Raw genomic sequence first — 20,017 nt, forward strand, 5'->3', positions numbered from 1 at the left:
GGCGATGGAGGAATTCCGCAAGGGGTGGCGGCTGGTCTTGGCGGCGGCCACCGGCGTGGGGCTGGGCATCACCGGCCTGACCTTCTACACCCTGGGCATCTTCATCGGGCCCCTGTCCCAGGAATTCGGCTGGTCCCGCACCGCCATTTCCGGGGCCACCCTGCTGACCACGGCCACCACCATCCTGCTGGGCCCCGTCGTCGGCCGCCTGGTCGACCGCCTGGGCGGGCGGCGCGTGGGCATGGCGTCGCTGTTCCTGCTGGCCCTGGGCCTCGTCGGGCTCAGCCATATCGGCCCCTCGCTCACCAGCTTCTACCTGGCGTTCGGGTGCGCCATGGTGCTGGGGGCGGGCACGCTGCCCATCGTGTGGACGCGGGCGGTCAACGCCAGCTTCGACCGCTCCCGCGGCTTGGCGCTGGGCCTGACGCTGACGGGCACCGGCGTCTGCGGCATCCTGGCCCCGCCCTTCACCCAATGGCTGGTGACCACCCACGGCTGGCGCGTCGCCTATCTGGGGCAGGCGGCGCTGGTGGCGGGGCTGGGGCTGGCCGTCGTGGGCCTGTTCTTCCGTGAGGCTACGGGCACCAGCGCTGTCGCCGCGTCGGCCCCGGCGATGCCGGAACGCCCCAGCCTGACCCTGGCGGAGGCGCGCCGCACCCGGCAGTTCTGGGGCCTGGGCGTCGGCCTGCTGTTCGCCTCCTTCGCCGTTGCCAGCCTGATCGTGCACCTGGTCCCCATGCTGTCCGGCGCCGGTGTCGAGCGCGCCACGGCCGTCTGGTACGCCAGCCTGCTGGGCATGGCCATCATCGTCGGCCGCCTGGGCGTGGGGGGCCTGGTCGACCGCCTGCACCCGCCGGGGGTCGCCGCCGCCGTCATGGCCGCCGCCGCCCTGGGCTGCGCGTTGCTGGCGCTGTCGGGCGCCACCATGCCGGGGACCAATGCCGCGCTGGTGCTGCCGGCGGTCCTGCTGATCGGTTTCGCCGCCGGGGCCGAGGTCGATCTGGTCGCCTTCCTGGTCAGCCGCTATTTCGGCCTGCGCAGTTATGGCGAGATCTATGGCTGGCAATTGGGCTTCTTCGCCTTGGGCGCCGGCCTGGGTCCCATGGGCGTCGGGCGCCTCTATGACATGACCGGCGGGTATGGTGCCGGCTTGGGCGCCTGCGCGGCCGGTTTCCTGGTCGGCGCCGCAGCCTTGGGCACGCTGGGGCCCGTGCCCAAGGTCGCGCCGCCGGTGGTTTGTCCACAGGCCGGATAGTCGGGGCGTCGGCGCAAGGCGGGGCGAGCCGGCGCTGGCATGGTTGGGGCTTCAGATTTCCGCCCCGCGCTGAAGGACGGCACCCGCCCCATGACCCAGCCCCTGCAGACCCCGATAGATGTTCCCGCTGCCCCCGGTCCGGCAGACGACCCCCTGATCCGCGACCTGCGCCGGTTGCTGGGGGAGGACGCCGTCCTGACTGATGGGGAAGCCCTGGCCTTCCATGGTCAGGACGTTTATGCCGCCGGGGCGTCCCTGCGGGCCGTGGTGCGCCCCGCCAGCCGTCCCGCGCTGGCCCAAGCTTTGGGCATGCTGACCGCGGCCGGCGTGGCCGTCGTGCCGCGGGGCGGCGGCATGTCCTATTCCGGTGGCTACCTGGCCCCCACAGCGGGTGCCGTGCTGGTGGATACCGGCGCGCTGGACCAAGTCATCGAGATCAACCCGCACGACATGTATGTCGTGGCCGAGGCGGGCGTGACCTGGGCGGCGCTGGACGCCGCGCTGGCGCCGCACGGCCTGCGCACCCCGTTCTGGGGCCCGTTCTCCGGCATCCGCGCCACCGTCGGCGGTTCGATTTCCCAGAACGCCGTCACCTACGGCACCGGGCTTTACGGCACCGCCGTCGACAGCCTGGTGGGGCTGGAGGTGGCGCTGGCCGATGGCCGCCTGATCCGCACCGGCAGCTGGGGGCATGGCACGGCGGCCCCCTTCTTCCGCCACTTCGGTCCCGACCTGACGGGCCTGTTCGGCGGCGACGCCGGGGCCCTGGGCATCAAGACCGCGGCGGCCTTTCGTCTGGTCAAGCGGCGGTCCATCACCACCGGCCTGTCCTTCGGCTTCCAGGATTTCCAGGGCCTGCTGGGCGGCATGGCGGCGGTGGCGCGCGAGGGTATCGCGTCCGAGGGCTTCGGGCTGGACCCTTTCCTGCAGAACCAGCGCCTGGGCATGGGCGACTTGAAGTCCGACCTCAAGATGCTGCTGGCCGTGGGCAAGGCGGGCCGGGGGCCGGTGGAGGCGCTGTGGCAGATGGCCAAGATCGCCGTCGCCGGCCGTGGCTTCCTCAAGGATGTAAACTATTCCGCCCATTACACCGTGGACGCCGCCGACCGGGATGAGGAACGCTCCCTGCTGCGCCGGGTGCGCGCCGCCGTGGCACCCTTCGGGCGGGAAATTGAGAACTCCATGCCCACGGTGGTGCGGGCCTATCCCTTCCCGCCGCTGAACCACATCCTGGGCCCCAAGGGGGAGCGGTGGGTGCCTGTCCACGGCATCCTGCCGTTCAGCAGGGTTGGCGATTTCCGCACCGCGCTGGAGGGGTTGTACGCCGCGCGGGCCGAGGCGATGACGCGGCACAAGGTGCTGGTGGCCGCCATGTTCAGCACCGTGTCCACCAACGCCTTCCTCTATGAGATCGCCATTTATTGGGAGGAGGCGCGCGCCGCCTTCCACGACCGCATGTTGGAGCCGTCCGCCGCCGCCAGCCTGGCGCGCTATCCCGCCAATCCGGAAGGCACGGCCCTGGTGGAGGCGCTGAAGGCCGACATCGTCGACCTGTTCCACCGCCACGGCGCGGCGCATCTTCAGGTCGGCCGCCTCTATCCCCTGGCGGCCGACCGCGACCCGGCCGCCGACGAGCTGCTGCGCTCCGTCAAGCGCTGGGCCGATCCGGCGGGCTTGGTCAACCCCGGCGCCCTGGGGCTCTGACATGGCGGCGGGGCGGCCGGACGGGAAGGCGGACGGGCGGGAGGATCGCGCAGGCGCGGAGGGGCGCGCGGAGGGGGGCACCGACAGGGGCGTGCCCATCCGCGCCATCAGCCGCGCCATCGCGGTGCTGAAGGCCATCAACCGCCACGGCTCCCTGACTATGATGGACATCGCGCGCGCCGCTGGCCTGCCCTATCCCACGACTTGCCGCCTGGTGCAGACCCTGATCTTCGAAGGGTTGGTGGAGCAGGAGCCCGACCGCAAACAGTACCGCCCCACCGCCCTGGTCCAAAGCCTGGCCTATGGCTTCCAGCAGGACGACCGGTTGGTGGAGGTGGCGCGGCCCCATATCCTAGCCCTGACGCGGCGCGTCGGCTGGCCCGTTTCCATCGCCATGCGCGTCGGCGCGGCGATGGTGCTGCGCGACAGCACCCACGCGAAGACACCCCTGACCTTCGATCACTATTACCCCGGCTTCACCGTGCCGCTGCTGGAAAGCGCGTCGGGCAAGCTGTCCCTGGCCCATGCGCCGGATGAGGAGCGGCAGGCGCTGCTGGCGTGGCTGGAGGCGGCGGGTGCCGTGGCGCCGGCCTACCTGCGCGCCGCCGCCACCCTGGTGGATGTGGCGCGCATCCGGCGGCAGGGATACGCGGTCCAGGACCTCAACCACCACAACCTGACGCCGGGCAAGACCTCCTCCATCGCGGTGCCCATCTTCGTGGGGGACCAGTTCAAGGCGGCCATGACCCTGATCTTTTTCGCGGCGTCGATGGACGTGGGGGCCGCGTTGGACCGCTACCTGGGCGAGTTGACGGCCACCGCCCAGGCCATCGGCGCGGAGTTGCAGCCGGCGGCCGGCCGCAAACGCGCCGCCGGCGCCTGACCGGCCGTCACGGGCCCGAATTTATCCGCAGGGTGGTCAAACCCGGGCTGGCGTGTCGACCGGCCGCGTCCTTAGCGGCCACACTTGGGCCATCAACACCGGGGCTGACGATTGCGCCCACACCCCCCGCGCGCTCGTTTCCCAGCCCGATAGGAAAATAGCTGACTGTGGAGGCATCCTTGAATTCCGCTGGGAATCCCGCTGGTGGTCGCACCGTCCGTCATGTCGCCGCCCGGCTGGCAATCCCCGCCGCCCTGGCCCTGGGCATGCTCCTGCCCGCCGGCGGCGCGCTGGCCCAGGTGGCGGCCGACAAGGGTGCGACCGAAAAGGGCGAGAAGCTCTCCATCCGCTGCCGCACCTGCCATGAGTTCGCAGCCGGCAAGCCCCACAAGGTGGGCCCCAACCTGCACGGCCTGTTCGGCCGCACGGCGGGGCAGGAGCCGGGCTTCAACTACTCCAAGGCTCTGCGCGACAGCGGCATCGTCTGGGACGAAAAGGCGCTGGACGCCTGGCTGACGCGGCCCAGCGGCCTGGTCAGCGGCACGACGATGGCCTTCATGGGCCTGCCCGACAAGGCTGACCGCGACGCCCTGATCGCCTGGCTGCGGGAAGCGACCCGCTGACCATCCCCCTACCCGGTTTCCCTATGGCGGCCGCGCTCGACGGCCCCGGTTTCAAAGGTTGATCCTGATGATCAGAACGCAGGTGGTGATCGCCGGCGCCGGCCCGGTGGGCACGGTGGCGGCCTATTTCCTGGCGCAGCAGGGCATCGACGTCCTGGTGCTGGAGGCGGGTGCCGATTGCGCCCTGGATTTGCGCGCCTCCACCTTCCATCCCCCGACGCTGGAGATGCTGGACACCCTGGGCATCACGCCTTTCCTGTTGGAACGGGGGCTGAAGGCGCCCGTCTACCATTACCGGGACCGGGGTACGGGCGACGTCATCGACTTCGACCTGGGCGAACTGCACGACGTCACCCGCTATCCCTTCCGCCTGCAATGCGAACAGTACCACCTGGCGCGCGCGCTGGCCGAACGTCTGGACCAGCACCCAAAGGCCAGCGTGCGTTTCGGTCACCGGCTGGTGAGTGTGGCGCAGGATGAAACCGGCGTCGATCTGGTGGTGGAAACCCCCTTCGCCATCGAGCGGGTGCGCGCGGACTGGCTGATCGGCGCCGACGGCGCCGGGTCGACCGTGCGCAAGTGGCTGGGCGTGGGGTTCGAGGGCTTTACCTATCCCGAGAAATTCCTCTGCCTGTCGACGACGGAGCCGCTGGAGGATTACCTGCCCAACCTGGCGTACGTGAACTACGTCGCCGATCCTGCGGAATGGCTGGTGCTGCTGCGCGTGCCGTCCGTCTGGCGCATCCTGCTGCCGGCCGACCCCGACTCATCGGACAGCGAGCTGGTGTCCGACGCCAACCGCGACCGGGTGTTCAAGCACCTGATCGGCAAGACCGGCGTGCCCACCCAGCACCGCACCATCTACCGCATGCACCAGCGCGTGGCCGAGCGCTTCCGCCAGGGCCGCGCCATGCTGGTGGGCGACAGCGCGCACCTGAACAACCCGCTGGGCGGCTTCGGCATGAACAGCGGCATCCATGACGCCTTCAACCTGTGCCAGCGCCTGGTGCGCATCATCAATGGCACCGAGGACGAGGCTTCGCTGGATCAGTTCGACCGGCAGCGCCGGGGGGCCGCGCGCAGCTTCATCCAGGCCCAGACCATCCAGACCATGGAAATGATGAAGCAGGGTCTGGCCGCCGGCCAGGACCGCCGCCGCGAAGAGTTGCTGCGCACCCGGGCCGATCCGGAGCTGCGCCGCCAGTTCCTGTTGCGCCAGGCCATGTTCCAGAGCCTGCGCGACGCCGAAGCCATCGCTTGACCGTCGCCCCCGCGCGACGTGCTGAAAAGGATTCCCGATAATGCAGACTGACGCCAAGGACAGCCGCGGCTGGCGCCGCCTTTTCGGTGTGCTGGGCCCCAGCACCAACACCAGTGTGCAGCCCGATTATGACGACATGCGACCGGCGGGTGTCACCAACCATTACAGCCGCATCGTCGTGCCGGACGCCCAGGCCATCAGCGATGAGACCTTCCTGGCCGGCACGCAGCAGATCGCCGACAACACGGTGGAGGCGGTGCGCTCCGTCATGACCTGCAAGCCGCATTACCTGGTCATGGGCATGTCGGCCATCACCTTCTATGGCGGGGCGGAGGGGGCGGCCAAGTTCCGCCGCCAAATCCACGAGGTTGCCGGCGTGGACCTGTCCACCGGGTCGGAATCCCTGGCTGCGGCCATCGCCGCCTATGGCGGGGTGAAGCGCGTCGCCTTCGTGTCGCCCTACTACCCGGTGGCTAACGCCCAGGTGCGCAACTTCCTGTCCGACTACGGCTATGAGACCGTGCGCGACATTCCCCTGCGCTGCCCGTCCTGGACGTCCATCGCCAAGGTGGACACCCCCACCCTGCGCCAGGCGCTGCACCAGCTGGACGGCGACGACGTCGACGCCATCCTGCAGGTCGGAACCAACCTGTCCATGGTCCGCCTGGCCGCGGCGGCGGAGATGTGGCTGGGCAAGCCTGTCATCGCCATCAACACCGCCACCTATTGGCACGCCCTGCGCGCCAACGGCATCCAGGACAAGGTCTACGGCTTCGGCCGCCTGCTGGAGGAGTTCTGATCCATGCTGCGGTACGATTATGTGCCCATGCCGGCACGCGGGCCCCTGCGGCTGCCGGAGGGCAAGCGCGTCGCCCTGATCCTGACGTTCAACCTGGAAACCTGGGATCTGACCAAAGACACGGACCGCCCCTATTACGCCGGCGGCCCCGCCATCCTGCCCGACGTGCTGCCCGGCGACACGCCCGACTTCCCCAACTTCACCTGGCGTGAATATGGGCAGCGGGTGGGCATCTGGCGCCTCTATGACCTGTTCGACGAGATGGGTGTCAAGGCCAGCTGCACCACCAACGCCGTGACGTTCGAGCGGCGCCGGGCCATGACCGACGCCTGCCTGGAACGCGGCTGGGAACTGCTGGCGCACAATTACGAGCAGGGGGAACTGCTGACCAACTTCGCCAAGGACCCGGCGAAGGAACGGGACGTGATCCTGCGCACCATCGAAACCTATGAGCGGTATGTGGGCCGGCGCCCGCTGGGCTGGCTGTCGTCGTCGCTGCGCGGCACGCTCAACACCGCAAGCATCCTGGCGGAACAGGGCTTCCTGTTCTATTGCGACATCATGAACGACGACCAGCCCTACCGGCTGGACACCGCCGCGGGACCCCTGGTCTCGGTGCCCTATTCCAATGAGATCAACGACTTCACCTTGCTGACCCGTCGGGGCCTCAGCACGGACGCCTTCCGCGACGTCCTGATCGAGGAACTGTCGACCCTGCATGCCGAGGGGGCGAAGACCGCCCGGTTGATGAATGTCGGGCTGCATCCCCACGTCTCGGGCCGCGCCTATCGCATCCGCGCGCTGAAGGAGTTCCTGGAGTTCGCCAAGGGGCTGGAGGGCGTCTGGTGGCCCACGCGGGAGGAATTGGCCCGCTGGTATCTGGAAAACAGCGCCGGCCACATGCCGGGCTGATCGCGCCCGACGCACCAGCACCCAGCAGTGAAGAACCCGGCAGTGAAAAACAAGGAGGCAGAAATGGTGGAGTTGCTCCCGGCGGTGGCGCCGGCGACCGAGGCCGCGCGCGCGGTGCTGTCGACGCCTGCGGTGGGTGCCATGCTCATCGGCGGGCGCTGGGTGCAGGCGGCGGGCGGCCAGTCCATCCCGTCGACGGACCCGGCCACGGGGCAGGTGCTGGCCCATGTTCCGGACGCCGGCCCGGCGGATGTGGATGCTGCGGTTGCAGCCGCCCGCGCTGCCTTCCCCGCCTGGGCGGGCCTGGTGCCGGCGCAGCGCGCCGCCATCCTCTGGCGGGTGGCCGATGTGCTGGAGGCTCATATTGATGAGCTGGCGGAGCTGGAGACGCTGGACCAGGGCAAGCCGTTGTATGTCGGCCGCTGGGCCGAAATCCCCGGTGCGGTAGCCCAGTTCCGCTATTACGCCGGCCAGGCGCTCAGCATCGAGGGGCGGACCATCAGCCCGTCAGTGACCTACCAGCCGGCGGGCAAGCTGGTTCAGGCCTGGACCCTGCGGGAGCCGGTGGGGGTGGTGGCCGCCATCGTGCCCTGGAACTCCCCCCTGGTGCTGACGGCGATGAAGCTGGCCCCGGCCCTGGCCGCCGGCTGCACCGTGGTGCTGAAACCGGCGGAGGATACGTCGCTGACCGCCCTGCGCCTGGGTCAGTTGATGATGGAGGCGGGCCTGCCCGACGGTGTGCTGAACATCGTCACCGGCCGGGGGGCCACGGCCGGCGCCGCGCTGGCGGCCCATCCGGATGTGGACAAGGTGGCCTTCACTGGGTCCACTGCCACCGGCCGCGCCATTCTGGACGCCTCCAAGGGCAACCTGAAGCGGGTGACGCTGGAATTGGGCGGCAAGTCGCCCGTCATCGTCCTGCCCGACGCCGACCTGGACCTGGCCATACCGGGGGCGGCGAACGCCATCTTCTTCAACGGTGGCCAGGTGTGCGTGGCGGGGTCCCGCGCCTATGTCCACGCCGACATCTACGACCGCGTGCTGGAAGGGCTGGTGGCGCAGGCGGGCGCCCTGCGCCTGGGCCATGGCCTGAACCCGGAGACGCAGATGGGTCCCCTGGTATCGGCCCGCCAGGCGGAGCGTGTGGCCGGCCTGATCGGCGGGGCGCGCGCCGCCGGTGCTGCGGTGGTGGCGGGCGGCGAACGCCTGGGCCCCGCCGGTACCTTCATCGAGCCGACGGTCATCGCCAAGGTCGACCCCGCCATGGACATCGTGCGGGAAGAGGTGTTCGGGCCGGTGCTGGTGGTGCAGCGCTACACCGACGTTGATGCCGTCGTGGCTGCCGCCAACGATAGCGTCTATGGCTTGGCCGCCAGCGTGTGGACCCAGTCGCTGTCCCACGCCCACCGCCTGTCGCGGCGGCTTCAGGCCGGCACGGTATGGATCAACACCCATTCCATGTACGACGCCAGCCTGCCCATCGGCGGCGTGAAGCAGTCGGGCTATGGCCGCGACAGCGGCCTGGCCGCGATGGACAATTACCTGGAATGGAAGACGGTCTGCGCCGTGGTCTGAGCCCGTCCCTTGCGTTGTACCTGGCTTCAGCGGCGCGGGCCTATGGCCCACGCCGCATCCGTATCGAGCATTCGCATCAGAAGGTGTAACGGACCGTTCCCAGGACCGTGCGGGGATCCAGGTTGAAACGCGGCTGGATGACGGAGAAGCCGAAGCCCGTGACATAGCCGCTCTGGTTCAGCAGGTTCTTGCCGGACACGCGGTAGGTCCACGCCCCGGATTCATAGCCGACATAGGCGTTCAGGAAGCTCTGGCCCGGCACATGGCCGATGGCGCCGTTGTCGATGGTCGAATAGACGTCGCTGCGGAACAGGGCGTCGGCGCCCAGGCTGACGGTGCCCCGGCCCAGGCTGACCGTATAATCGGCGCCGACGTTGAACTGGGTGTCGGGCAGGTTCACCACCTTCTTGCCCTGCACGTTGACCGTGGCGCTGCTGCCGCCCCGGGTGTACGTGCCGTCGTTGAACGAGGCGTTACCCCACAGGGTCAGGCCCGACACCACCCGCCACGACACCTCCGCCTCCAGCCCCCGGATGCGGGCGTCGAAATTGTCCACCAGGAAAGTGCCGTCGGCCAGGTTGAACAGCTGCTGGATGTCGTGGACGTCGTTCTGGAACAGGGCCACGTTGGCCTTGACCCGGTTGTCGAACAGCTCGGTCTTCAGCCCTGCCTCCTTGGCTTCCGTCACTTCGGGCCGGAAGGGGGCGTTGATCTGGGCGATGCTGCCGGCCAGCCCATTGTAGCCGCCGGCCTTGAAGCCCTCGCTGTAGGTGAAGTAGGCCAGCGTGTCCGGGGTCAGCTTGTAGGTCAGGCCCGTCTTGGGCGTGAAGCGCACGAAGGTGTCGTCGCGCTGGATGGCGGCCGTGCCGTAATAGGCGGACAGATGCTTCTGGTCCATGGTGTAGCGGCCGCCGGCGATCACGGCCAGGCGGTCGGTCAGGTTGGCCGTCACCTGGCCGAAGGCGGCGTAGCTGTCGGTATCGACGGCGTAGCCCTGGGGCGAGGGCGTCAGGAAGATGGATTGCAGGATGTCCTGGCGGGTCGATTCCGTGAAGTAGTAGATGCCGCCGACATAGTCGAGGAAGCCGCCGAACGCCTTGCCCGCCGCCTGCAATTCCTGGCTGATCTGATGCTGGGTGGACGTGCTGTCCCGGATATAGAGGGCGAGATAGCCGCCCGTCGTCAGGCCCAGGGCGGAGGCCGGCACCCCGCCGGAGAAGTCCTGCGCCCAGTTGTTGGTCAGGTGGGAATAACCGGTGATGGACGTGACGGTACCGCCGTCATAGTCGGCACCGACATTGACCGTCGTGCCGTATTGGCGGGTATGGGTGTAGGAGGGGTAGGGGGACAGCGTGGTGTTGTAGGAGCCGGACAGCGTGCTGATCTGGCTTTCCACGCCGTTGGCGTAGGGGTTGGTCGGAACCGCGTACTGCCCGTCGGAATCCAGGTTGGTGTAAAAGGCGGTGAAACGGCCGTGGAACGGGCTGGCGCCGGCATAGGCGACGTCGGCCTGAAGGCCCTGGAACTCCTCGGCGCCCACGTCCTTCTTCAAGGTCGCATCGTACTGCCGGCCGCCGTCGCGGCCCCGCGCCAGGCCGTTCAGCGACGCGCTCCAATCCCCGTTATCGCTGATGGCGTCGGTGGCATAGCCCTTCAGACGCCGCTCGTTCCAGGTGCCGAAGCCGCCCTCGACAAAGCCGGATGGGGTGGATTCGGGCGCGCGGGTGACCAGCTTGACCGCACCGGCGGAGGAGTTGCGGCCGTACAGCACCCCTTGCGGGCCGCGCAGCACCTCCACCCGGTCCAGTTCCAGGAAGTCCATGACCGCACCGGACAGGCGCGCGCGGTAGACGTCGTCCACATAGATGCCCACGGCGGATTCCGAGGTGACGTTGCCGCCGTCGCTGACGCCGCCGCCGCGGATATAGGGCCGCAATTGGGTGGAGCCGCCGCTGCCGCTGGTGAAGTTCACGTTGGGCGCGATGCGGCCCAGGTCGCTGGCAGTGGTGATGCCCATGCGGTCCAGGGCGGCGCCGGTCAGGGCCGTCACCGCCACCGGCACGTCCTGCAATCGCTGGCCCACCCGCTGCGCGGTGATGGTGATGTCCTCCAGCTGGTCGTCGCTGGCGGGCGCGTCGGCGGCCCAGGCCGGCGCGTTCACGGTCAGCATCGCCACGATCGCCAAGCGGGATGGATGGCGCCTGTAATCCCAAGTCATGCCCTGCCTCCTGATTTTTATCGGCTTTTTAGACAGCAGCACCCTCTTACCCCAAGGGGAATGGTCGTCATGGGAATTATCCGCAGGCCGACCATTCACGCCCGTATCCGGCCACCGTCCATATGAAACAATAATTGACCGATTGATATATCTACATATCATATTGACTCAATGTGGGACAGCGGGTGGCGGCGGGGGATGGGCGACGGGCGCGCGCGGATCGCGAAGGGGTACGTCCAGACGGCGATGGGCATGGTGCATTACCGCCGCGTGGGCGAGGGCCCGCCGGTCGTGCTGCTGCACGATTCCCCGCGATCCTCGCTGTTGCACCTGCCGTTGCTGGGGGCCTTGTCCGACCGGTTCACCGTCTTCGCCCTGGACACGCCCGGCTATGGCGGGTCCGACCCCTTGACTTTGATGCCCGGGATGGCGGGGCGGGACCCCGTCATTGCCGACTTCGCCCTTGCGCTGGAGCGGACGCTGGCGGCCCTGGGCATCGGGCGCGCTGCCTTTTACGCCTGCCACACCAGTTCGAAGATCCTGCTGGATTTCACGGTGCGCTGGCCAGCGCGCGTGGGCGTCGCGGTGCTGGACGGCCTTTCCATCCCGACGGGCGACCCGGACGAGGGTTTCATCGGCCGGTACATGAGGCCGTTCGAGATGGACGCCGACGGCGCCTGGCTGGCGCGGGAGTGGACCCGTGTCAAGGACACGATGCGCTGGTTCCCCTGGTTCGCGGCCGATCCATCGACCCGCATGCCCATCGACATGCCGTCGACAGGGGAGATGCAGGCCTATTGCCTGGACTATTTCAGGGCCGGGCCCCATTACGCCGACGCCTATCGCGCCGCCATGCGGCACAACCCGATGGACAATGTCGCGCGGGTGACGGCGCCGGTGGTCTATGCCGCCCGCGCCGATGATGTCCTGTTCCCCTGCCTGGACCTTTTGCCGCCGCACTGCCGGATAGAGCGCCTGCCCGCCGACCGCACGGCGTGGCTGGTGGCGATTGGCGACCATCTGGCCGCCGGGGCGGGCGCCCAGGCCTACCAGCCGCCCCCGGCCGCAGGGGCGGCGGACCCGCCGGGGCGCCTTTACGTCGACCTGCCCCATGGCCAGGTCCGACTGTACCGTTTCGGGCTGCCCGGCGACGCGCGGCCGGTGCTGGTCCTGCATGACCCGCCTGGCGGGGCGGCGGCGGACACGCCCTTGCTGCGGGCGTTGGGGAAGCGTCGCTTGGTGCTGGCCCCCGACCTGCCGGGGTGCGGACAATCCGATGCCCTGCCTGTGGCCAGCCTGGCCGCCTATGCCGAGACGTTGGCCGAGCTTTTGCGGGCCCTGGCCATCGGGCCGGTCGACCTGGTGGCGGAGGGCATGGCGACCCCCATCGCCCTGACCGTCATGGCGACCCATCCCGATTGTGTCGGCGCCGCCGTCCTGGACGGCGTCATGCTGCCCGGCGACACGCTGCGCGCCGATATGGCGCGCCGCTATTGCCCGCCCCTGGTCCTGTCCGCATCGGGGGCCCACTGGCAGGAGGTCTGGCACCTGCTGCGCGACCGGGAGGCGCAGTTCCCCTGGTATGACGGGGCGGCCTCGGCGATCCGGGGGCGCACCCCCGACATGTCGGTCGATCGGCTGCGGTCGCTGCTCATGGACGTGATGGCGCAACCCGCCCGTTACGGTGACGCTGTCCACGTGGCGGTCAGCCGCGACGTTCGCCCTTTACTCACCCAGGTCGGCCATCCGGTGCTGCTCTGCGCCGATCCCGGCGACCCCCGCCAGGGCTGGTCCATCGGGGCGGCGGCGGTCCTGCCCCGGGGCACGGTCGGTCCCCGTCCGGCGTCGCCGGAGGGGCGGGCCGGCCTGTACCTGGACTATTTTGAAAGGGTCAATGATGCGACGTCTTGAGGTGGTCTTGCGCCGTCCGGTGGGGGCCTTGCCCATTGCCGCCGACTTCGAGATCCGGGAGCGCGCCCTGCCGGATCCCGAACCGGGGGCGGAACTGCTGGTGCGCGTGCTGTACTTGTCCTTCGATCCTTATATCGGCTCCCGTCTGCGCGGGCGGCACATGGGCCTGCCGGCCCCCTTGCCTGGGGAGTCGCTGCCCGGTGAGTGCGTGGCGGAGGTCGTGCGGTCCGTCCATCCCGACTTCAAGCCTGGTGATCTGGTAGCGGGGGAGGTGGGCTGGGCGGACCATGGCCTGTTGCCGGCCACCAAGGCGCGGCGCCTGGTCAAGGTCACCCGGCCGTCGGCCCATCTGGGGGTGTTGGGCATGCCGGGGCTGACGGCCTGGGCGGGCGTGACCCAGTTGGCCCGGGTGCGGGCCGGCGATGTCTTCAGCGTCAACGCCGCCGCCGGCCCGGTGGGCGGAACGGCGGGGCAGATCGCGCGCCTGCTGGGCGCCCGTACCGTCGGCGTCGCCGGCGGGCCGGAAAAGTGCGCCCTGGTCCGCGACGTCTATGGTTTCGACGCCTGCATCGATTATCACGCCCCCGATTGGGTCACGGCCTATGCCGACGCCCTGGGGGCGGGCTCCACCGTGCATTTCGAGAACGTGGGCGCCACGCAGTTGGCCACCGCCCTGTCCCATATCCAGGTCGGCGCCCGGCTGGTTCTATGCGGCCTGGTGGAACACTACCACGGCGGCCCGCCGCCGCAGGTGCCCCTCATCCCGATCATCGCCAAGCGCGCCCATGTCCTGGGCCTGGTGGTCTACGACTTCTACGCCCGGTGGGGGGAATGGCTGGACATGGCCGTTCCCTGGGTCGAGGACGGGCGCCTGCGCGTGATCGAGGATGTGGCGGACGGGCTGGCACGCGCGCCAGCCCAGTTCGAGGCGCTGATGCGCGGCCTGAACCGGGGGAAATCCCTGGTCCGCGTTGCCCCCGACGCGCCGTGAGGATGGCGGGGCGTGGCGCCGGCGCCACGCCCCCGTGACCATAGTTGCCCGTGTCGTTCTCAAGGCAAAAAAGAGCTTTGCAAAAAGATCTAAACATATATCAATAGACTCACAAATGGGCCGGATAAACCGGACCCGACATAACAGGAGGCTTTGGGCATGCTGATAAGGGAATGGGCGCTGGGCGCGTCCGCCGCTGTGATCGCCTTGCTCGGAACCGTGGCTCCGGTTTGGGCCGCCGATGAGGATACCTTGCAGGAGGTGGTCGTCACCGCCCGCCGCCGGGCCGAGACCCTGCAATCCGTGCCCCAGGCCGTGTCCGCGTTCACCGCCGACGACATGGCCAGCCGGCAGGTCAGCTCCACCCTGGACCTGGTGCGCCTGGTGCCGAACCTGTTCGGCAGCAGCAATACCGGCATTCCGGGCGCCAACACCTATTACATTCGCGGCCTGGGCTCGACCGAGCAGATCGCCACCATCGACCCCGCCGTCTCCACCTATGTCGATGACGTGGTGGTGCCGCGCCAGAACGCGAACAACTACGGCCTGTTCGATGTCGAGCAGATGGAGGTGCTGCGCGGCCCGCAGGGCACCACCTTCGGCCGCAATTCCACGGGCGGCGCCATCAGCGTGCGTCTGCGCAAACCGTCGGAGGATTTCGGCGGCTATGCGGAGGCGACCTATGGTTCCTACGCCCAGCGCACCTTCCGGGGTGATATCAACGTCCCGGTATCGCCCAAGATCCTGACCAAGGTCACCGGCTATTACAGCCAGGACGATGGCTGGCTGAAAAACCAGGCCAACAACGAAAACCTGAACGGCCTGAAAAGCTATGGCGGCCGGGGCGCGGTGCGCCTTCTGCCCAACGACGACATCACCGTCGACCTCAGCATCGAGCATACTGGCGGCTCGGGCAGCTACCTGCGGTCCTATTATGATGATCCGACGGAAACCCGCCTGGCCGCCACCACGGCCGGCGGCACCGGCAACGTGTTGGCCGACGCCCTGGCCAATCGCGGGCTGGGTTCCTCCGCCCAGTCGACGGCGGTGACCGCGAACCTGGAATGGCGCCTGCCCTCGGTGACGCTGAACGCCATCACCGGCTACCGCACCATCAACCAGAAGTTCATGATGGACTTCTCCCTGCCGGCATCGCGCACCGTCAACCCGACGCCCTATTACCTGACCAACGATGGCCGTTATGACATGGTCTCGCAGGAACTGAAGGCCGTCGGTTCCTTCTTCGACGACCGCCTGCGCTATGTCGCCGGCCTCTATTACTTCAACGAGGACAACCGCACGGTCGCCGGCCAGGTGTTCGGCACCTCCATCTCGTGCAGCGCCGGCCTGTACGGCGACGGCAACATGACCTGCGGTGGCAAGCCCGGCTATTCCAGCGTGCGCGACATCCGCAACCAGACCGACTCCTACGCCGCCTACGCCCAGGCCGACCTGGACCTGACGGACACGGTGACGGCCATAGCCGGCGCCCGCGTGACCCACGAGGTCAAGGCGCTGCAACTGCCCGCGACCTCTTACGGCGGGGCCACCACGGCCGACCTCAAGCGCTATGGCATTCCCACCGACCTGGAAACCAACGTCATCACCCCCAAGTTCGGCCTGAATTACAAGCCTATGCCGGACGTCCTGCTTTTCGCCAGCGTGACCAACGGCTACAAGGGTGGCGGCTGGAACTCCCGCACCGCCTACCTGCCGCAGCAGGTCACCGCGATGAAGCCGGAGACCACCTGGTCCTATGAGGCGGGGATCAAGAGCACCTTCCTGGATCACAAGCTGCAGGTGAACCTGACCGGCTTCCTGGCCGACACCGACAATCTGCAGCTCTCCTACACCACCCCCGGGCCCATCGCCGGCACCACCCTGTCCACCCAGGACAACGCCGGCAACATCGAGGTGAAGGGTCTGGAACTGGAGGTGAGGGCCAAGCCCTTCCACGCGCTGGACATCTTCGGGACGGTGGGCATCCAGCAGGGCGAGTACACCTATGTGAACCCACGCGCCCAATCCTTCGTCAGCAGCACTGGCGCCTACATCAACGCCATCGACCTGTCGGACCAGGTGTCGCGCTTCCCCAAGAAGAGCGTCGCGGTGGGCGGCACCTACACCGTGCCCGTGCCGTCATGGAACGCCAGCTTCGCCCTGACGGCGGAGGTGGACTACACCGGCGGCTTCTGGACCACGGCGGCCAATTCCGCCCCGTCCACCCTGACGCCCACGGCGCTGAACAGCTACGCCAGCAACTATACGCTGGTGAACCTGTCGCTGGCCTTCACCACCGACGACGACCTTTGGCGGTTCAAGCTGGACTGCAAGAACTGCGGCGACAAGACGTACCTGACCTCGGTCTTCAACGGCTACTACTACGGCGATCCCCGCCGCGTCACCGCCACCCTGACCCGCCGCTTCTGAGAAGCGGCCGAGGCCGACCGGCATCAAAGGATTGCTCACACCCATGACCACCACCCCGATCATCAAGCGCCGGTTCATCGACACCAGTTTCGGCCAGGTTCATTGCCGGACCGTGGGCGAGGACGGGCCGGTGCTGGTGATGCACCATGCCTCCCCCGGCAGCGCCAAGCAGTTGGAGGCGCTGATGCGCCTCCTCGCCGCGCGCTACCGCGTCTTCGCCTTCGACACGCCCGGCAACGGCGACAGCAGTCCGCTGCCGCTGGAGGTTCCGACCATCACCGATCTGGCGGTGGGCTTGATCGAGGCCATCCGCGCGCTGTGCCTGCGCGATATCGTCGTCTACGGGTCCCACACCGGCGCCGACGTGGCGCTGGAGGTGGCGATCGCCGCACCGGACCTTGTCCGCAAGGTGGTCGTGGACGGCGTCGCCGTCTTCACGCCGGAACAGCGCGACGATTATCTTGAGAACTACGCCTTGCCCTTCGCGCCGGACCTGGACGGCGCCTATCTGATGCGCTGCTTCATGTTCTGCCGCGACCAGTACCTGTTCTTCCCCTGGTTCAAGCGGGACCGGGCGCACCGGCGCGACAACGGCCTGGGCACGCCCGAGGCCCTGCGCGACTGGGTGGTGGAGGTGCTGAAGGCGGGTGAAACCTATTTCCGCGCCTACCGCGCCGCTTTCGCCTATGAACCCCTGCGGCGCATCGGCCTGGTCAGCCAGCCCATCCTGGCCCTGTCCTCGGTGGAGGATCCCTTGCTGGAGACCACCCGTCAGGCGGCGGCCCAGGTGGACGCCCAGTTCCGCACCCTTCCCGGCTTCCGTGACCCGGAATTCGGACCCGCCTTGCGCGACGCGGTTTTCGCCTTCGTCGGCTGACAGTCAGGAGACGCCTTCATGCAGCACCGCACCCTGCGCGGCCGCATCCGTTACACCTCCCGCAAGCCCGGCCGGGTTGGGGAGGAACGGGGACGGGAAAGCTTCACCATCACCCGCCACACCGATGGCAAGGTCACCATCCGCGCCCTGTGCGAGATCGAGGAGCCGGCGCCCACGGTGCTGCGCGACGTGATCTACTCCCTGGATGAGAACGACCGCCCCATGGACTGCCACGTCCGGCTGACGGTGGGGGATCGCTTCATGGGCAGCGGCTGGTTCCGCATGACGCCCGAGCAGATCGAATGCGTCAGCTATGGCCCCACCATCGGCCGCATATCGCAGGTCATGCCGGTGAATGGGCACTATGACGGCTTCGGCACGCACCCCATCATCGGCGACGCCTACATGACCCGGTGCATGGATGTGGCGCGGGGCCCGCACAAGCGGCCCTTGCGCGCCTTCCTGCCGTCACCCGACCATCGCGGCGCCACCCCGCCCCTGGTCGCGGAAACCAACCTGTTCCTGGAGTATGTCGGCGATGAGACGGTGACGGTTGCCGCCGGCACCTTCGACTGCCGCCATTTCCGCTTCACCGACGAGAACGCCAGCATGGCCAGCAAGGACGGCGCCCACCCGCCCTACGATGTCTGGGTCACGCGGGACGAGGACTCCCTGTTCGTCCAGGGCGGGGTGGGGGGCTACATGCTCACCTGGTACGAACTGGCTGAACTGGATCGCTGATCTGGGCGCGCTGACCTGAGCCGCATGCCTATGAAAAAGGGCCCGCAGGCCGGTGCGTCCGGCTTGCGGGCCCTGTGCTTTTGGCGGTCAGAGGCCGAGGACGCCCGGGTTCATGGCGTTGCCGGGGTCCAGGATCGCCTTGACCCCGCGCAGCAGGTCGACGCTGGCGCCGTCACGCGACGGCAGATAGGGATAGGTCCGCCCCACTTGGAAATGGGCCAGCCCTTCGCGCAGGAACAGGTCCAGCAGCCGCTGGCGCACCTTTTCCACCACGGCCGCCGCCGCCGCGTTGGGCGGGTTCACCGGCAGCTTGGCCAGGTGTCCGGGCTCGACGGCGCTGTGATGCAGTTCCATCAGCGCGTCCGGCCAGTAGATCGTGGGCTCGATCAGCAGGGCATTGGTCGACATGGCGGAGAACAGATAGGCATTCTCCACCCCATGCTCCTGGAACTCCGGCTCCATGGCGGCGAACTCGGCTTCCATCGCCTGGAAGACGCGGTGCGCCTGCGACAGGGACACCAGGCAGTGGATGGGCACCCAGCGTTCGCCATTGGGCCCCACCATCGAATTGAGCGCGACGAAGGGCTGGGCGCGCATGACCTTGGGAATGGTGTTCTCCACCTCCTGCCCCTGGTGGCGGGCGACGATGGCGCGGGCCTCCGCCAGGTCCTCGGCCACGCCTGCGGCGGAGCGCCCCTCGAACACCAGATGCAGCGCGAAGTCGCCAGCGTCGATGAAGGTGCGGCCGGCCAGGGCGATCTTGGCCGCCTCCTTCAAGCCGCCCAGCAGCGAGGATTGCTTGCCCACCACGCTTTTCAGCGCGCCCAGGTCGGCGGACAGCGAAGCCCGCTTCAGGCGGATGCGGGTCAGGCGCGGGTCGAAGCCGCACAGCTCGCACGCGATGCCGGCGCGGGTGATGTCGGCCATGGCCCCGAACATGCCGCCGCTGTCCTTGAACGAGAACGAGGCATAGGCCTCATGCTTGGGCAGGGGGATCAGCCGCAGGGTGATTTCCGCCTTGATGGCGAAGGCGCCGCAGTCACCGGTGAACAGACCCGCCAGATCGGGGCCGTACTGGCGATAGAACGGGCTGTCGCCATCAGTACCCAGTGCGCCCGTCCGCATCACCCGGCCGTCGGCCAGGACCAGGGCCATTGCCACGACGCTTTCGCCGCCGGTGCCGTAATGGCCCGCGCCGAAGAAGGCGTTGCCCTGCGAGATGCCGCCGCCCACCGTGGACACCAGGCCCGACAGCGGCCCCCAGAAGGGCGTGCGCAGGCCCAGGGGGGCCAAGGTCTCGTACAGGGTCTTCCAGGTGCAGCCCGCCTGCACCGTCACCACCATGTCGTCGGCCCGGACCGCCAGCACCTTGTCCATGCGCGACAGGTCCAGGGTCACGGTGCGGGGTGTGGTTGGCAGGTAGCCCTTGGTGTAGCTCATGCCGCCGCCCCGGGGGGCGCAGTCATGGCCATGGGACCGCGCGGCCGCGACGACCGCCGCCAGCTGGGCGGTGTCCGCCGGTGCCACCACCAGCGCGGCGGTCTCCGTGGCGCGGGCGTAGATGTCCTGGGAATGCAGCGTCCGGCTGGGTGTATCCTGGCGCACATGTGCGCCCCCGACGATGGCGGCGAGGTCGCGCCAAAGCGGGGTGTCGGCAGCCGTGGCCGGCTGGGCGGTGTCTGGGGTCATTGAAGGCCGTCCCGTTGTTCCAGTTCAAGTATGATTGTTATTGATCTAATTATATATCTATATACCATATGACTCAAGACCCGCCGGGCCGCGGCGGCCAAATCACGGCGATCCAAATAACGGCGGTGATGTCAGAATGGGGACGGGC

The 20,017-nt window shown here is 68.5% G+C and carries 15 protein-coding genes; 13 read left to right on the forward strand and 2 right to left on the reverse strand.

Features of this window, described 5'->3' with window-relative positions; translation table 11 throughout:
* Positions 1-4: 4 nt before the first annotated feature.
* From FBZ90_RS01005 to FBZ90_RS01040, 8 genes are all read left to right on the forward strand, one after another.
* On the forward strand, positions 5-1,255 hold the full coding sequence (locus FBZ90_RS01005) for an MFS transporter (RefSeq protein ID WP_145729135.1): 1,251 nt from the start codon (positions 5-7) through the stop codon (positions 1,253-1,255).
* Between the two features lie 90 nt (positions 1,256-1,345).
* Positions 1,346-2,959 carry an FAD-binding oxidoreductase gene (locus FBZ90_RS01010; RefSeq protein WP_186455536.1) on the forward strand — a complete coding sequence of 538 codons (1,614 nt, stop codon included), beginning with the start codon at positions 1,346-1,348 and terminating at the stop codon, positions 2,957-2,959.
* Position 2,960: 1 nt separating this feature from the next.
* Complete coding sequence (locus tag FBZ90_RS01015) at positions 2,961-3,842, forward strand: helix-turn-helix domain-containing protein (RefSeq protein WP_145729137.1); 882 nt, start codon at positions 2,961-2,963, stop codon at positions 3,840-3,842.
* A gap of 179 nt (positions 3,843-4,021) precedes the next feature.
* Complete coding sequence (locus FBZ90_RS01020) at positions 4,022-4,465, forward strand: c-type cytochrome (RefSeq protein ID WP_211101864.1); 444 nt, start codon at positions 4,022-4,024, stop codon at positions 4,463-4,465.
* Positions 4,466-4,532: 67 nt separating this feature from the next.
* Positions 4,533-5,726: an FAD-dependent oxidoreductase gene (locus FBZ90_RS01025; RefSeq protein ID WP_211101865.1), complete on the forward strand. Its 1,194-nt coding sequence runs from the start codon at positions 4,533-4,535 to the stop codon at positions 5,724-5,726.
* Positions 5,727-5,766: 40 nt separating this feature from the next.
* Complete coding sequence (locus tag FBZ90_RS01030) at positions 5,767-6,525, forward strand: maleate cis-trans isomerase family protein (RefSeq protein WP_145729139.1); 759 nt, start codon at positions 5,767-5,769, stop codon at positions 6,523-6,525.
* A gap of 3 nt (positions 6,526-6,528) precedes the next feature.
* Positions 6,529-7,437: a polysaccharide deacetylase family protein gene (locus tag FBZ90_RS01035; RefSeq protein ID WP_211101866.1), complete on the forward strand. Its 909-nt coding sequence runs from the start codon at positions 6,529-6,531 to the stop codon at positions 7,435-7,437.
* A gap of 63 nt (positions 7,438-7,500) precedes the next feature.
* Positions 7,501-9,012, forward strand: coding sequence for an aldehyde dehydrogenase family protein (locus FBZ90_RS01040; RefSeq protein ID WP_211101867.1), 1,512 nt, complete (start codon positions 7,501-7,503; stop codon positions 9,010-9,012).
* A gap of 76 nt (positions 9,013-9,088) precedes the next feature.
* Here the strand turns inward: FBZ90_RS01040 and FBZ90_RS01045 are convergent, their stop codons facing one another.
* A complete protein-coding gene (locus tag FBZ90_RS01045) occupies positions 9,089-11,230 on the reverse strand; it encodes a TonB-dependent receptor (protein WP_186455537.1) in 2,142 nt (713 codons plus the stop codon).
* Between the two features lie 198 nt (positions 11,231-11,428).
* Between FBZ90_RS01045 and FBZ90_RS01050 the strand changes: the two genes are divergently transcribed.
* The 5 genes from FBZ90_RS01050 to FBZ90_RS01070 all read left to right on the forward strand — a co-directional run bounded on the left by FBZ90_RS01050 (position 11,429) and on the right by FBZ90_RS01070 (position 18,180).
* A complete protein-coding gene (locus tag FBZ90_RS01050; RefSeq protein WP_145729141.1) occupies positions 11,429-13,141 on the forward strand; it encodes an alpha/beta fold hydrolase in 1,713 nt (570 codons plus the stop codon).
* On the forward strand, positions 13,125-14,132 hold the full coding sequence (locus tag FBZ90_RS01055; protein ID WP_211101868.1) for an MDR family NADP-dependent oxidoreductase: 1,008 nt from the start codon (positions 13,125-13,127) through the stop codon (positions 14,130-14,132). The genes FBZ90_RS01050 and FBZ90_RS01055 overlap by 17 nt, the downstream gene beginning before the upstream one ends.
* Positions 14,133-14,291: 159 nt before the next feature.
* Positions 14,292-16,562, forward strand: a complete 2,271-nt coding sequence (locus tag FBZ90_RS01060) for a TonB-dependent receptor (RefSeq protein ID WP_145729142.1) — start codon at positions 14,292-14,294, stop codon at positions 16,560-16,562.
* Positions 16,563-16,605: 43 nt separating this feature from the next.
* Positions 16,606-17,439 carry an alpha/beta fold hydrolase gene (locus FBZ90_RS01065; protein ID WP_145729143.1) on the forward strand — a complete coding sequence of 278 codons (834 nt, stop codon included), beginning with the start codon at positions 16,606-16,608 and terminating at the stop codon, positions 17,437-17,439.
* Positions 17,440-17,457: 18 nt separating this feature from the next.
* The gene (locus FBZ90_RS01070; RefSeq protein WP_145729144.1) at positions 17,458-18,180 is read left to right on the forward strand and encodes a DUF3108 domain-containing protein; all 723 of its coding nucleotides are present in this window, start codon (positions 17,458-17,460) and stop codon (positions 18,178-18,180) included.
* Positions 18,181-18,267: 87 nt separating this feature from the next.
* Here FBZ90_RS01070 and FBZ90_RS01075 read toward each other — a convergent pair whose 3' ends face one another.
* Entirely contained in the window at positions 18,268-19,869 is a 1,602-nt protein-coding gene (locus FBZ90_RS01075; RefSeq protein ID WP_145729145.1) for an FAD-binding oxidoreductase, read from the reverse strand.
* Positions 19,870-20,017: the final 148 nt, after the last annotated feature.

Source organism: Nitrospirillum pindoramense (genome assembly GCF_007827955.1).
In the GTDB taxonomy this organism is placed as follows: domain Bacteria; phylum Pseudomonadota; class Alphaproteobacteria; order Azospirillales; family Azospirillaceae; genus Nitrospirillum; species Nitrospirillum amazonense_B.